Annotated in this window: 15 protein-coding genes; 7 read left to right on the top strand and 8 right to left on the bottom strand. The window is 65.6% G+C overall.

From position 1 onward, the window contains the following. Nucleotides 1–169 (bottom strand): helix-turn-helix domain-containing protein (locus A3M7_RS47875; protein ID WP_156937101.1); only part of this gene is annotated, 169 nt, incomplete at its 3' end. Between the two features lie 201 nt (nucleotides 170–370). After that, a complete protein-coding gene (locus A3M7_RS0137080; RefSeq protein ID WP_027548417.1) occupies nucleotides 371–568 on the bottom strand; it encodes a cysteine-rich CWC family protein in 198 nt (65 codons plus the stop codon). Nucleotides 569–682: 114 nt separating this feature from the next. Between A3M7_RS0137080 and A3M7_RS0137075 the strand changes: the two genes are divergently transcribed. The 3 genes from A3M7_RS0137075 to A3M7_RS0137065 all read left to right on the top strand — a co-directional run bounded on the left by A3M7_RS0137075 (nucleotide 683) and on the right by A3M7_RS0137065 (nucleotide 3924). Continuing rightward, a complete protein-coding gene (locus tag A3M7_RS0137075) occupies nucleotides 683–2242 on the top strand; it encodes a DUF1800 domain-containing protein (RefSeq protein WP_027548416.1) in 1560 nt (519 codons plus the stop codon). A 2-nt stretch (nucleotides 2243–2244) separates the two neighbouring features. Next, complete coding sequence (locus tag A3M7_RS0137070) at nucleotides 2245–3462, top strand: DUF1501 domain-containing protein (protein WP_049823936.1); 1218 nt, start codon at nucleotides 2245–2247, stop codon at nucleotides 3460–3462. Nucleotides 3463–3600: 138 nt separating this feature from the next. Then, on the top strand, nucleotides 3601–3924 hold the full coding sequence (locus tag A3M7_RS0137065) for an antibiotic biosynthesis monooxygenase (protein ID WP_008544592.1): 324 nt from the start codon (nucleotides 3601–3603) through the stop codon (nucleotides 3922–3924). A gap of 16 nt (nucleotides 3925–3940) precedes the next feature. Here A3M7_RS0137065 and A3M7_RS0137060 read toward each other — a convergent pair whose 3' ends face one another. The 6 genes from A3M7_RS0137060 to A3M7_RS0137035 all read right to left on the bottom strand — a co-directional run bounded on the left by A3M7_RS0137060 (nucleotide 3941) and on the right by A3M7_RS0137035 (nucleotide 7813). Further along, nucleotides 3941–4882: an aldo/keto reductase gene (locus tag A3M7_RS0137060; RefSeq protein ID WP_027548414.1), complete on the bottom strand. Its 942-nt coding sequence runs from the start codon at nucleotides 4880–4882 to the stop codon at nucleotides 3941–3943. Nucleotides 4883–5134: 252 nt separating this feature from the next. Beyond that, nucleotides 5135–5590, bottom strand: a complete 456-nt coding sequence (locus A3M7_RS0137055) for a GNAT family N-acetyltransferase (protein ID WP_027548413.1) — start codon at nucleotides 5588–5590, stop codon at nucleotides 5135–5137. A gap of 72 nt (nucleotides 5591–5662) precedes the next feature. Then, complete coding sequence (locus A3M7_RS0137050) at nucleotides 5663–6466, bottom strand: PAS-domain containing protein (RefSeq protein WP_027548412.1); 804 nt, start codon at nucleotides 6464–6466, stop codon at nucleotides 5663–5665. 128 nt (nucleotides 6467–6594) lie between these two features. After that, entirely contained in the window at nucleotides 6595–6789 is a 195-nt protein-coding gene (locus tag A3M7_RS47870) for a hypothetical protein (protein ID WP_084302847.1), read from the bottom strand. A gap of 37 nt (nucleotides 6790–6826) precedes the next feature. Continuing rightward, the gene (locus A3M7_RS50090; RefSeq protein WP_164937506.1) at nucleotides 6827–7003 is read right to left on the bottom strand and encodes a hypothetical protein; all 177 of its coding nucleotides are present in this window, start codon (nucleotides 7001–7003) and stop codon (nucleotides 6827–6829) included. A gap of 159 nt (nucleotides 7004–7162) precedes the next feature. Beyond that, on the bottom strand, nucleotides 7163–7813 hold the full coding sequence (locus A3M7_RS0137035) for a glutathione S-transferase family protein (protein WP_027548411.1): 651 nt from the start codon (nucleotides 7811–7813) through the stop codon (nucleotides 7163–7165). Between the two features lie 644 nt (nucleotides 7814–8457). Between A3M7_RS0137035 and A3M7_RS0137025 the strand changes: the two genes are divergently transcribed. From A3M7_RS0137025 to A3M7_RS45565, 4 genes are all read left to right on the top strand, one after another. Beyond that, nucleotides 8458–9660 carry a pyridoxal phosphate-dependent aminotransferase gene (locus A3M7_RS0137025; RefSeq protein WP_027548410.1) on the top strand — a complete coding sequence of 401 codons (1203 nt, stop codon included), beginning with the start codon at nucleotides 8458–8460 and terminating at the stop codon, nucleotides 9658–9660. Nucleotides 9661–10059: 399 nt separating this feature from the next. Then, nucleotides 10060–10542, top strand: a complete 483-nt coding sequence (locus A3M7_RS0137020; protein ID WP_027548409.1) for a DUF992 domain-containing protein — start codon at nucleotides 10060–10062, stop codon at nucleotides 10540–10542. 150 nt (nucleotides 10543–10692) lie between these two features. Next, on the top strand, nucleotides 10693–12741 hold the full coding sequence (locus A3M7_RS0137015; RefSeq protein WP_027548408.1) for an elongation factor G: 2049 nt from the start codon (nucleotides 10693–10695) through the stop codon (nucleotides 12739–12741). A gap of 300 nt (nucleotides 12742–13041) precedes the next feature. Further along, the coding region (locus tag A3M7_RS45565; protein ID WP_156937100.1) for a hypothetical protein at nucleotides 13042–13248 on the top strand (207 nt) is incomplete at its 3' end.

Below are 13248 nucleotides of genomic sequence, written 5' to 3'. Positions count from 1 at the left end.
TTGGCTTGTAGCCGACCTGCCTGCCACGGTTCCGCCTCAGCTCCCGAGAGATCGTTGATGGCGGGCGATCCAAAGCTGCCGCGATTTGCCCGACCGAGTTGCCATTGGCCGAAAGGCGGGCAATCTCGCATCGATCGTCAAGGGAGAGCTGTTTGTAAGTCCGCCCCATGGCAACACCTCCAGTTGGAAGTGTTGCACTTCGTTTGTGAACTCAGGGGACCCATACCGCGAGGTCTATCGATCGCGGACGGTATCAGTACCGAACGACGGGTCTTCGCCAAACATCTCCCTGGTGTAATGGGTCCTGGCTTTCGCCAGGACGACACTGGAGAGTGTGGTGCGTGCTCGCGTTCCAGAGCACCGCTGCGACTCACTCGGCCGCCTCCGCCGCCGCCTTGCGCAGACAGTCCCGGCACAGACAATCCTCGCCCTTCACCGGCATCGGCAGTCGCGCGGTTTCCTCCGCGCACCAGCAGGTGCCGGAGAGGTCACAGCCGAACTCGGTGCCGCAGCGGGAACAGGCGAGGCGGCGCGGTTCCTGCATTGTGGATTCTTTCGGAATTGTCATGATTTGCGCAAAAGCTGTGTCGTCATTTTCATGTCGGGTTCATCTCCCGCTGCGGTATATTATCCGCCGCGCACAGACCAGGAAAGCGGTTGGCAATCCGCGAAGGACAAATCGATGGCCCGCGATTCGCAAGCCGCCCTCGTTGCGCTCAACCGTTTCGGCTTCGGCGCCCGCGGCGGGGCATCCGGCGATCTGATCAACGCGGCGTCCGATCCGCGCGGTTTCGTGAAGGCGGAACTGGCGCGCCCCAACGGCGTGCTGCTGGAGGCGCCCGGCCTGCAATCGACGCCGCAACTGGGCCAGGCCGTGTTCGCCTATCAGGACGAGGTCAAGCAGGCGCGTGAGGCCGCCGCCAAGGCCGGGACGCCGCCCGAAACGCCGCCACAGCCGCCGGCCGATCAGAAGCCCGGACCGCGCCGCAATCTCTCGCTGAACACGGCTGCGACCGAGATCGCCGGCCAGATGACCGATGCGAAGCCGGCCGACACTGCGGCGAAGCCCGAGACCATGCAGCCGAACATGGCCGCACCGCCGGCCGCCAAGCCGGCACCGCAGCCGCTCAACGTGATCCAGAAAACCTTTCGCGCTGAAGCACTGGCGCGCTTGCAGCGTGCGACGCTGGTCGAGTGCGGCTTCACCGAGCGGCTGGTCGTGTTCTGGTCCAACCATTTCTGCATCTCCGCGAGCAAGGGCGAGCTGGCGCGGATCTGGGCCGGCGCATTCGAGCGCGAGGCGATCCGGCCGCACGTGCTCGGGCGCTTCGCCGACATGCTCAAGGCGGTCGAGCAGCATCCGGCCATGCTGTTCTTCCTCGACAACCAGCAATCGCTCGGGCCGGACTCGCGCGCGGGGCAAAACCGCAAGCGCGGGCTGAACGAAAATCTCGCGCGCGAGATCATGGAGCTGCATACGCTCGGCGTCGGCGGCGGCTACACGCAGGAGGACGTCACCTCGCTCGCGCGCATCATCACGGGCTGGACCTTTGCCGGAAGGCAAGGCGGGCTCGGCACACCCGGCTCCTTCGCCTTCAACGTCAATGCACACCAGCCCGGGCCGCAAGTGCTGCTCGGCAAGACCTACGAGCCGACGGGGCTGGCGCAGGGCGAGGCGGCGCTCGCCGACATCGCCCGGCATCCGTCAACCGCGAATTTCATCGCGACCAAGCTCGTCCGGCATTTCGTCGCCGACGATCCGCCTCAGGCATTGGTTGCGCGCCTGCGCGACGTCTTCGTCAAGACCGACGGCGATCTCAAGGCGATGGCGACGGCGCTGGTCGATTCCGACGAGGCCTGGAAGGCGCCGCTGACCAAGATGCGCTCGCCTTACGACTTCGTGGTCGCGAGCGGCCGGCTGCTGGCACGCGTGCCGGAGGATCCCGGCGGCTATCTCAACAATCTCAACCTGCTCGGCCAGCCGCTGTGGTCGCCGGCCGGTCCCAACGGTTTTCCGGACACCACCGCCGCATGGGCGGCGCCCGAAGGCATGAAGCTGCGGCTCGACATCGCCGCGCAGATGGGCGCGCGGCTCGGCAACAACATCGACCCGCTCGACCTCTTGGAATTCGCAGCCGCAGACGCGGCCTCCATCGAAACGCGGCGAACCATCGAGCGCGCGGAATCGCGCCAGCAGGCGCTGGCGCTGCTGCTGATGTCGCCGGAAATGCAGAGGAGATGATGATGATCGACTGCGTCGAGAACCGCCTCCTCACCTCGCGCCGCGGCCTTCTGCTCGGCGGCGCCTCGTTCGCGGCCTGGGCCTATTTGCCGAAATTCGCGCGCGCGGCCGACGGTCGCGATCCCCGGCTGATCGTCGTGATCCTGCGCGGCGCGCTCGACGGGCTCTCGACCGTCGCGCCGGTCGGTGATCCCGATTATGCCGGCCTGCACGGATCGATCGCGCTCGCGTCGGATGGCGCGCATCCCGCGATCATGCTCGATTCCTTCTTCGCGCTGCATCCGGCGATGCCGGAGTTTGCGCGGATGTATCGCGACAAGCACGCTGCGGTGATCCACGCGGTGGCGACGCCCTATCGTGATCGCTCGCATTTCGACGGTCAGGACGTGCTCGAGAGCGGCTATGCCGGTCCGGGCCGGGTGCAGTCCGGCTGGCTCAACCGCGCGCTGGAAGCGCTGCCGCGCGGCGAGCGCGTCTCGAGCGGTCTTGCTGTTGGCCCGACCACGCCGCTGGTGCTGCGCGGCAACGCGCCGACCGTCGGCTGGGCGCCGGTCGCGCTGCCGCAGGCCGACGACGACACCGCGATGCGCCTCGTCGATCTGTACCGTCACCGCGATCCCGCGCTGGCGATGGCCTTGTCGCAAGGCCTCCAGCTCGACAAGGTCGCGAGCGGCGACGACATGAAGCCGAAGGGCGGCAATCAGGTCGCCCAGATGCGTCAGGTGGCGCGCGGCGCGGCAAAGCTGATGGCCGCCGACGATGGCCCACGCATCGCCGCGCTTGCCTTCGACGGCTGGGATACGCATGCCAATGAAGGCGGCCCGGTCGGCCGCCTCGCCTTCCTGCTCGGCGGGCTCGACGGCGCGCTCGCCGAATTCGAGGGCGGCCTCGGCGAGCGCTGGCGCGACACCGTCGTCGTCGTCGCAACCGAGTTCGGCCGCACCGCGCGCATCAACGGCACCGACGGCACCGATCACGGCACCGCCACGGTCGCGCTGCTCGCCGGCGGCGCGGTGAAGGGCGGCCGTGTCATCTCCGACTGGCCCGGCCTCAAGCTCGCCAACCTCTATGAGGCCCGCGACCTCAAGCCGACCACTGATCTGCGCTCGGTGATCAAGGGCGTTCTGCAAGGCCAGTTCGGTCTGTCGGACCGCGTGCTTGCGGAGGCGGTGTTTCCGGACAGCGCAAGCGCAAGGCCGATGAAGGGGCTGGTGGCTTAGCCGTCATTCCGGGGCGCGCGTAGCGCGAACCCGGAATCCATGCCTCCATACGTTCCGCCGCAAAATGGATTCCGGGCCCGCGCCTTGCGGCGCGTCCCGGAATGACGACATGATGAGCCGAACATCAGGAGACCATCCATGTACATCGCCATGAACCGCTTCCGCGTCGCCAAGGGCTCCGAGGCCGCCTTCGAGCAGGTCTGGCTCTCGCGCGACACGCATCTGGACAAGGTGCCGGGCTTCGTCGAATTCCATCTGCTGCGCGGGCCCGAACTCGAGGACCACACCCTGTACGCCTCGCACACCGTGTGGGCGAACCACGCGGCGTTCGAGGCCTGGACCAAATCGGAGGCGTTTCGTGCCGCGCATCACAAGGCCGGCGACAACAAGCCGCTTTATCTCGGCCATCCGCAATTTGAAGGTTTCGAGGTGATGCAGACGGTCGGGCGCGGCGCCAAATAGCGCCGCGCTTCAGAGGTCAGCCCAGCGTGATCTTGTCGATCTCGGCAAGATCATCAGTGCTGAGCTTCCAGGCGATCGCCTTGACGTTCTCCTCGATCTGCTCGACGCGGGTGGCGCCGGCGATCACGCTCGACACTTGCGGGCGTCCGGCGAGCCAGGAGAAGGCGAGTTCTAGCATGCTGTGTCCGCGCGCCTTGGCGAAGGCCTGGAGCTTCTCGACGATGTCCTCGTTGCGCGGCGTGACGTAGCGGTCGCGCAGCCGCGGCACCTTGCCGAAGCGAGTGTCATCAGGAGCGCTCTCGCCCTTCCGGTATTTGCCGGTCAGAAGTCCGCTTGCGAGCGGGAAGAACGGCAACAGGCCGAGCTTGTATTCCGTTGCTGCCGGCAGCAGATCCTTCTCGATGTCGCGCACCACCAGGGAATATTCGTCCTGGCAGGAGACGAAGCGGCTGACATTCATCGCGCGTGCGACATACTCGGCCTCCGCGATCCGCCAGGCCGGAAAGTTCGAATTGCCGATGTAGCGGACCTTGCCCTGCCGGACGAGATCGTCGAGCGCGCGCAAGCTCTCCTCGATCGGCGTCAGCGGGTCATAGTCATGCTGCTGGTAGAGATCGATGTAGTCGGTCTTCAGCCGCTTCAGGCTCGCTTCCACCGCGTTCATGATGTAGCGGCGCGAGGCGCCCTGCTTGGTTCCGTCCTCCGCCATCGGCTTGGAATATTTCGTCGCCAGCACGATGTCCTTGCGGCGATCGCCCAGGACAGTGCCGAGCACGTTTTCCGAGCCGCCCATGTTCGAATAGATGTCGGCGGTGTCGAACAGCGTGATGCCGAGGTCGAGCGCGCGATGAATCACCTTGCGCGAGGTCTCGAGGTCGGTGCGCTGGCCGAAATTGTTGCAGCCGAGCCCGACCGCAGACACGCGAAGGCCGGAGGCACCGAGATTGCGAATTTCCATGGGAGATCCTGTCAGATGAGCAGCGGTCCATTGTGACCACCGTGCGCCGCCCCAGCAAGCTGCTCACCGCGCTGCTGCCATGCCGGCAGAGCGGACAAAAAAGTGCGGCCCCTGTCAGACGCGGCGACTGACGGGGACCGCTTTGGGGCGCTTGATCGGTGACGGGGGGCCTGATCAGACGCAGGCGGAGCCTAGTCCCGCTATGTAACGCACAGGTGACATCGGGAGTTATCCACAGGCTGCGCGCTAGAATTAAAACAGCTTGCGATAGACGATGAAGCCGGACCGCTCCGCGACCTTGTCGTACAGGCGCTGCGCCGTGACGTTGGTCTCGTGCGTCTGCCAGTAGACGCGCGGCGATCCCGCCAGTTTCGCCCGCTCGTACACGCCGTGGATCAGCGCCGAGGCGACGCCCTTGCCGCGCGCGGCCTCCAGCGTGAACAGGTCCTGCAAATAGCAGGACGGCTCGATCGCGGTGGTGCTGCGATGGAACAGGTAGTGCGTCAGCCCGAGCAGCCGGCCGTCGCTTTCGGCGACCAGCGCATGCACGGGTTCATAGGCGTCGAAGAAGCGTTGCCACGTCATCCGCGTGATCTCGGGCGCGAGCGCGGTCGGGCCCGAACGGCCGTAGAAGGCGTTGTAGCCGTCCCACAGCGGCAGCCATTGATCGTAGTCCTGCTTGGTGACGGAGCGAACGGTGAGCGACATCTGGAAATTCCGCGAGCGATGAAGTGCCCTTCATACGTGATGAAGGGCGCGTCGATCAATCGCGCTGTGACGCTATTCAGCGGCGCGCAGGTACCGGATCAGCTTGCGGCCGGTGGGGTCGCGCAACGCGCGGTAATAGTCGGCGCGCGAGGGCGCATCGGTGTGGCGCACGAGGTCGGTTACCGGGGTGTAGCTCAGCATGCGCCCGCCATCGGGCAGCGCGGCGCAGACGAAGCGCAGCACCTCGCCACTGCGCAAGGCGATGTTGATCGGCGTGGCATCGCCGATCCGCACCATCTCCATGCGCTGCGCGATGAAGGTGGCGAGCTCGTCCTCCGGCAGTTCGAACGCGCCGGTGTCGCGGCCGTGATACATCAGCGCGACGAAGGGCGGCTTGCCGTCGGCGATGTCGTCCGGCACCGCAAAATAATCGCGGAACGCGCGGTTGATGAATTCGGCGCGCGTCTCGGCATCGAGCAGCACGATGCCGATATCGACCTGGTCGAGCGCGGCCGACAGCCGCGCGGCGGTGGCGTGGCTCAGGCGCTCGGCGGCAAAGGTGCCGAGCAGCCGCTCGCGCATCAGGCCGGTGATCGCGGCAGTGCCGGCGGTCGTCACTGCGAGGAGGCCGAGCTGGACCAGATCCGCGGTCGCAAAGGGCATGGCGCGGTGGAAGAAGAGGAGCAGCGCCGCGCCGGTCACGGCGAGGGCTGCGCTGGTGATGGCGGAGGCGAAACCCGACAGCGCGCCGGCAAGCGCCACGATGCAGACGAACAGCGGCGCGGGCGAGGGGACAGAGCGATCGAACAGGATCGCCAGCAGCAGGGTCGCCGCTGTCAGCACCGGACCGCAGATCGCACGCCATCCGAGTCGCATGGCCTGTCTCGTTCCTCCCTGAACGAGGTAAGGTGGCGATACTGACTGATGGGTGCACCGGTGCGGTGCGAATTCGTGCGAAGTGCTTAAGGGCGGCTTGCGGCGGTGCGCAAAGCTTTCGGATGATTTTAGACCAAGTGCGCGTGCCTGACGCGTTGCTGCGCCGCGGGCGCATTCAGCGTCGAGGTGCCCGAGCTCTTGCGCATGCCGGTGAAAATCAACAGCGATGCCGCGACCAGGATGGCCGCAGTCAGGGTGATTGCAACGACTACCACAGGTGACTTCATCGACGTCCTGTCGCGATGCCGGTCGGCGCGGGTCACGCGGCGCCCTGAAGGCTGGTCCAGGATGAAACGGGAATCAGACCGGCAGGCCCATCGCCATGGTCGCCTTGGTCGACAGCACCGTCAGGGTGACGATCAGGCACAGCGAGAGCGCGGCGACGGCGAGCGAGGCCGCGACCGCGTTGGTCAGCCGGGAAGACGCAACGGTAGCGGGTTGGCCCTGAAAGCCTGCCGTGCCGGACGCCCGAGTCATGGGTCTAAATCCTTCAACGTGCGAGCGAATCACCCGCGACTTTCCAGAATTTCCCAGTTTCAACCGGCAATATTGCGGCGGCTGCCGCAACGAAAATGGCGGGATTGCGGCAAAGACGACCCTTATGCCCGCTATTTCACCACGAGCGGGCCCGCGACATCAGGCGCTGGCGGCGATGCTGGCGGGGTCGTCGACGTCGGCCGGCCGCCAGTCCATCGAGACGAAGCCGGGCGCGGCCTCCACGCGCTTCAGCCAGTCCCGGATCGCCGGGAAGGTCGAGAGGTCGAAGTCGCAGCGGTCGGCGACATGGGTATAGCCGTACAGCGCGATGTCGGCGACCGTGAGCTGGCGCGCGGCAAAATAGGCGTTGGTCTTGAGATGGTTCTCCATCACCTGGAGCGCGCCATAGCCGCGTTCCATCCAGTCCTCCAGCGAATGGGTCTGGAGGTCGCGGCCGCCCTTGACCAGCGACAGCCAGAAATAGGCGGCGCCGATGTTCGGCTCGAGCGCGTGCTGCTCGAAGAACATCCATTGCAGCGCCTCGGCGCGATCGATGCGGTTCTCAGGCGCGAGCGGTGTCCCGACGGCGACGTACCAGAGGATGGCGTTGGACTCGGCGAGATAGCGGTCGCCGCCGACATCGAGCAGCGGCACCTGGCCTGACGGGTTCTTGGACAGAAAGTCCGGCGTACGGCTCTCGCCGCGCAGAATGTCCACCTCGATCGCTTCGTAAGGCAAGTTCAGCAGCGCCAGCGCAAGGCGGACCTTGTAGCTGTTGCCGGAGCGTTGCATCGAATAGAGCTTGTACATTCTGGGAGTTCTAAACCGAGGACGGGAAGGCGCGGCGCTTGTTGCCCCGAACCGCGGCTAAACAATGATGCCGATGCGAATCCGCCGCAAGAGCCAGCCAATAGAAAAACTCGAAAACCCTACCGCACTGCAACGCCACGGAAGATCATTTCCACACGACGATGCAAATCAGATCACGCTTGCGTCAACGTGGGCGACGCATTGCGCCGTGCATTCGTGTGAGATCGCTGAGCGATCCAATCGGGGGTAGGGCGTTGACGCCTCCGCAATCGTCATGGCCGGGCTTCACCCGGCCATCCACGCCTTGCCGCGCGGCACGAAGTACGTGGATGCCCGGGACATAGGCGAGCGCAAGCGACGCCGTCCTTCGGACGACTTTGCTCGGGCATGACGACGGTCCGATTTCATCACGGCCAACACGCAAAATTGCTCCGAGGACAGGCCTTGCCGGATATGAGGGATTCGGACGGCAAAGTGACGGAATATTGCGGGAAATCGCGCGTCGAAACGCCGGAATCCGTAAACTTTTGCGAGATCGGGCCGAAGTTTCTTGCGGCGCAGCGGCACACGTTTTAGGGTGGCTCCATTCCCACAATCAGAGTCGTGACGACCCATGGGTTCACGACGCTTGTCAGGAGATGACGATGTCCTTCCTTGCCGCTGCGCTCGACCGTGTGAAGCCGTCCGCGACCATCGCGGTCACGGATAAAGCACGTGCGCTGAAAGCGGCGGGCCGCAACGTCATCGGCCTCGGCGCCGGCGAGCCCGACTTCGACACGCCCGCCAACATCAAGCTGGCGGCGATCCACGCCATCGAGGCCGGCAAGACCAAGTACACCGCGGTCGACGGCATCCCCGAGCTGAAGGAAGCCATCATCGCGAAGTTTCAGCGCGAGAACGGCGTCGTCTACAAGCCGAACCAGATCATCGTCGGCACCGGCGGCAAGCAGGTGCTCTACAACGCGCTGATGGCGACCATCAATCCGGGCGACGAGGTGATCATCCCCGCACCGTACTGGGTCAGCTATCCCGAGATGGTGGCGCTCGCCGGCGGCGAGCCGGTGCCGGTGGTCTGCACCGCGGCGACCGGCTTCAAGCTCGGGGCCGAAGCGCTCGAGCGCGCGATCACGCCGAAGACCAAATGGGTGATCCTGTGCTCGCCGTCGAATCCGACCGGAGCTGCCTACACCCGGGCCGAGCTGAAGGCGCTCACCGACGTGCTGGTCAAGCATCCGCATGTGTGGGTGATGACCGACGACATGTACGAGCACCTCGTCTATGACGACTTCCAGTTCACCACGGTCGCGCAGGTCGAGCCCAGCCTCTACGACCGCACGCTCACCGTGAACGGCGTGTCGAAGGCCTATTGCATGACCGGCTGGCGCATCGGCTATGCCGGCGGCCCGGCCCAGCTCATCAAGGCGATGTCGACCATCCAGTCGCAGTCGACCTCGAACCCGTGCTCGATCGCACAGTGGGCCTCGGTGGAGGCGCTGAACGGTCCGCAGGAGTTCATCCCCGCCAACAACAAGGTGTTCAAGGAGCGCCGCGACCTCGTCGTCTCCATGCTCAACCAGGCGAACGGCATCGAGTGTCCGCGCCCCGAAGGCGCGTTCTACGTCTATCCGTCCTGCGCCGGCACGATCGGCAAGAAAGCGCCGTCGGGCAATTTGATCTCCAACGACGAGCAGTTCGTCACCGAGCTGCTGGAGACCGAAGGCGTCGCCGTGGTGCAGGGCTCGGCCTTCGGCCTCGGCCCGGCGTTCCGCATCTCCTACGCGACCAAGACCTCGGATCTCGAAGACGCCTGCAAGCGCATCCAGCGCTTCTGCGGCAATTTGCGCTGAGCCGAAGACAGTGCGAATTGGAAAGGCCCGCTTCGGCGGGCCTTTTTGTTTGTGTTTCAACGAGGCGGAGTCGGACGGACTTTTGCTCTGGTTGATATCCTGCACTGCCCCTCACCCGGATTGTTGCGCAATCCGACCTGTCCCCGCAGAAGGGCGGGGAGAGGTTAAGTCGAGCCCGATCGCGTGCTCTAATCAATTCTTGCATCGTGAGGGACGCACGGCTCTCTCACTCCCTCGCCCCGTTCTTACGAGGAGAGGGTGGGGTGAGCGGCTCTCTCCGCGCGTTCGGTTTCAGATGTGTCCGATCTGGCACCGCCAGGACTCTTGTGGCATAGACCATCGCGCGCCACGGGTAGGGTGTCCGCTCTGCTCGCATCACATTCATCGCCGGAGACATACATGCGCCGCTCATTCCTCCTCGCCGGGCTCGCCGCCGCCAGCCTCGTTGCCTCCGTCGCAAACGGCGGCGCACAGCAGCAGCGGATGGTGCGGGTCGGCGTGCTCGAATGCCGTGGCGGTGCCAGCGTTGGCTTCATCGTGGGATCGGTGACCAATCTCGGCTGCGTCCTGCGTGCCGACGGTTTGCCGGAGGATCGCTACGTCGCGACCATCCGCAAAGTCGGTCTCGACATCGGCATCACCCAGGAGACCGCGCTTGCCTGGGGCGTGTTCGCGCCGGTGGACCGACTCGGACCGGGCGACCTCTCCGGCACCTATGCGGGCGCGCAAGGCAGTGCGTCGGTTGGCGTCGGCCTCGGCGGCAACGTGCTGGTCGGGGGCTCCAACAATTCGATCGCGCTCCAGCCGCTCAGCGTGCAGGGCCAGGTCGGCCTCAACGTCGCCGCCGGCCTCGAGAGCCTGGAACTCCGCCCCGGCCGCTAACAATTATGCGTGTGATCGCGCCGTTCCACCGGCGCGATCACGACGACGCACCGCAGCGACGTTTGACGCTTGCCAAATCTCGGGGACGGGCAGAGCATCCGCGTTTGCCGACCCAATCATGGGCCGAGCTCCACACCAAGGAGGCGGCGAATGGGACAAGACGTCAGAAGTCCCCGAGGTCCACGGTGCATTGCGCTGGTGGGCCCATTCCAAAGCGGTAAAACCACACTTCTTGAAGCGATATTGGCACGAACGGGCGCAATCCCGCGTGCCGGCAGCGTCGACGCCGGAACTTCCGTCGGCGACGCCACGCCCGAGGCCCGTCATCACAAGATGACCGTCGGCCTCACTGCCGCCACCACGAGTTTCATGGGCGACAGCTACACCTTCCTCGACTGTCCCGGTTCCGTCGAATTCGCCCACGACATGCGCGCCGCGTTGCCCGCGGTCGATGCCGCGGTCGTGGTCTGCGAAGCCGACGAGAAGAAGCTGCCCCAGCTTCAGATCATCCTGCGCGAGCTGGAGGAGCTGAAGATTCCGCGTTTCCTGTTCCTCAACAAGATCGACCGCGCCAACAAGCGCATCCGCGAGACGCTCGCAACGCTCCAGCCCGCCTCGCGCGTGCCGCTGGTGCTGCGCCAGATCCCGATCTGGAAGGACGAGTTGATCGAGGGCTTCGTCGATCTCGCGCTGGAGCGCGCCTTCATCTATCGCGAGCACAAGGCCTCCGAGGTGATCGCGCTCGAAGGCGGCGATCTCGACCGCGAGAAGGAGGCGCGCTTCTCGATGCTGGAGAAGCTCGCCGACCACGACGATGCGCTGATGGAACAACTCCTCGAAGACATCCAGCCGCCGCGCGATGCCGTGTTCGACGATCTCGCCCGCGAATTGCGCGAAGGGCTGATCTGCCCGGTGCTGCTCGGCGCTGCCGGCCGCGAGAACGGCGTGCTGCGCCTGATGAAGGCGTTGCGCCACGAGGCGCCGGGTGTTGCGGAGACCGCCAAACGTCTTGGCGCCCCCGAGAGCAAGGACGCGCTCGGCTACGTCTTCAAGACGCTGCACTCGCAGCACGGCGGCAAGCTGTCGCTGACGCGGCTGCTCGCCGGCCATCTCGACGACGGTGCCACGCTGCAATCCTCCTCCGGCGGCGCAGGGCGCATCTCCGGCATCCTCGCCGTCAACGGCGCCTACGACACCAAGCGCGCCGCGGCGGAAGCCGGCGACACGGTCGCGATCGCCAAGGTCGATCCGGTCAAGACCGGCGACATGGTCTCGAGCGGCAAGACCCAGCCGGCAGCGCTTGTCGCCGCAGAACCGACATCGGCCGTGCTCGCGATCTCGGTTGCGGCCACCGACCGCAAGGACGACGTCAAGCTCGGCCAGGCGCTGATGCGGCTGCATGAGGAGGATCCCTCGCTCATGGTCGTGCAGAACGCAAAGACGCACGACACCGTGCTGTGGGGCCAGGGCGAGATGCATCTGCGCGTCGCCAGCGAACGCCTGCGCGATCGCTTCGGAGTCAAAGTTGCCTCGCATCCGCCCGCGATCGGCTATCAGGAGACCATCCGCAAGCCGATCACCCAGCGCGGCCGTCACAAGAAGCAGTCCGGCGGCCATGGCCAGTTCGGCGATGTCGTGCTCGACATCAAGCCGCTGCCGCGCGGCGACGGCTTCAAATTCGCTGAGAAGGTGGTGGGCGGCGCGGTGCCGCGCAACTACATCCCGGCGGTGGAAGAAGGCGTCGTCGACGGGCTCACGCGCGGTCCGCTCGGTTTCCCCGTCACCGACGTGCAGGTGACGCTGACCGACGGCTCCTATCACAGCGTCGATTCCTCCGATCTCGCCTTCCGTACCGCCGCGCGGGTCGGACTCAACGAAGGCCTGCCGCAATGCCAGCCGGTATTGCTGGAGCCGATCCACGTGGTCGAGATCGTCTGCCCGACGGATGCCACCGCCAAGATCAACGCGATCCTGTCGGCGCGGCGCGGCCAGATCCTCGGCTTCGACACCCGCGACGGCTGGAGCGGCTGGGACTGCGTCCGCGCCATGATGCCGGAAGCCGAGATCGGCGAGCTGATCGTCGAGCTGCGCTCGGCCACCGCCGGCGCCGGCAGCTTCACCCGTCAGTTCGACCACATGGCCGAAGTCACGGGCCGCGCCGCCGAACAGATCATCGCCGCGCATCAGCACGCGGCGTAAGTCGCCGCGCGTAGTAAGGGACGCACCGCTCTCTCACTCCCTCTCCCCGTTCTTGCGGGGAGAGGGAGGGGTCAGGGGCTGCGTCCGAGCGCACGGCGAAAGTTGGACTCACGCACCCTCCTCCTCTTCTTCATTGCGAGCCACCGGGTCCGCGCAAAGCGCGGCCCGATGACAGGCTCCGCGAAGCAATCCAGACTGTTTCCGCGGAGGCGGTCTGGATTGCTTCGCTGCAAGAGCTCCTCGCAATTGTGCATGTTCACTAATTCGCTGATTGGATCGCTCCGCTGGAGGACGGATCCGATGCGCGACAATAGCTACGACCGGACGATTGAGCGCAACTATCTGCAGAAGTGGCGTTTTCTGATTCCGGAGTATGAGGCGGTGAAGGCTGGGCGATCGCCGCTGTTCAAGCGGGTTGGCGACTTCTACCGGCACCACGGGACCTGCTCGCAGACGTTCCGCAAGTATTACAATCGGTATCTGCGGAGTGGCGAGGAAGTGGATCTG

It is taken from the genome of Bradyrhizobium sp. WSM2254, assembly GCF_000472645.1.
In the GTDB taxonomy this organism is placed as follows: Bacteria; Pseudomonadota; Alphaproteobacteria; order Rhizobiales; family Xanthobacteraceae; genus Bradyrhizobium; species Bradyrhizobium niftali.
Note: the sequence above shows the minus strand (reverse complement) of the source record. Positions and strands in the feature narration are given on the sequence as shown.

Coding starts and splice junctions, on each gene's coding strand:
- A3M7_RS0137080 (WP_027548417.1), bottom strand. CDS start 568: ATGACAATTCCGAAAGAATCCACAATGCAGGAACCGCGCCGCCTCGCC.
- A3M7_RS0137075 (WP_027548416.1), top strand. CDS start 683: ATGGCCCGCGATTCGCAAGCCGCCCTCGTTGCGCTCAACCGTTTCGGC.
- A3M7_RS0137070 (WP_049823936.1), top strand. CDS start 2,245: ATGATCGACTGCGTCGAGAACCGCCTCCTCACCTCGCGCCGCGGCCTT.
- A3M7_RS0137065 (WP_008544592.1), top strand. CDS start 3,601: ATGTACATCGCCATGAACCGCTTCCGCGTCGCCAAGGGCTCCGAGGCC.
- A3M7_RS0137060 (WP_027548414.1), bottom strand. CDS start 4,882: ATGGAAATTCGCAATCTCGGTGCCTCCGGCCTTCGCGTGTCTGCGGTC.
- A3M7_RS0137055 (WP_027548413.1), bottom strand. CDS start 5,590: ATGTCGCTCACCGTTCGCTCCGTCACCAAGCAGGACTACGATCAATGG.
- A3M7_RS0137050 (WP_027548412.1), bottom strand. CDS start 6,466: ATGCGACTCGGATGGCGTGCGATCTGCGGTCCGGTGCTGACAGCGGCG.
- A3M7_RS50090 (WP_164937506.1), bottom strand. CDS start 7,003: ATGACTCGGGCGTCCGGCACGGCAGGCTTTCAGGGCCAACCCGCTACC.
- A3M7_RS0137035 (WP_027548411.1), bottom strand. CDS start 7,813: ATGTACAAGCTCTATTCGATGCAACGCTCCGGCAACAGCTACAAGGTC.
- A3M7_RS0137025 (WP_027548410.1), top strand. CDS start 8,458: ATGTCCTTCCTTGCCGCTGCGCTCGACCGTGTGAAGCCGTCCGCGACC.
- A3M7_RS0137020 (WP_027548409.1), top strand. CDS start 10,060: ATGCGCCGCTCATTCCTCCTCGCCGGGCTCGCCGCCGCCAGCCTCGTT.
- A3M7_RS0137015 (WP_027548408.1), top strand. CDS start 10,693: ATGGGACAAGACGTCAGAAGTCCCCGAGGTCCACGGTGCATTGCGCTG.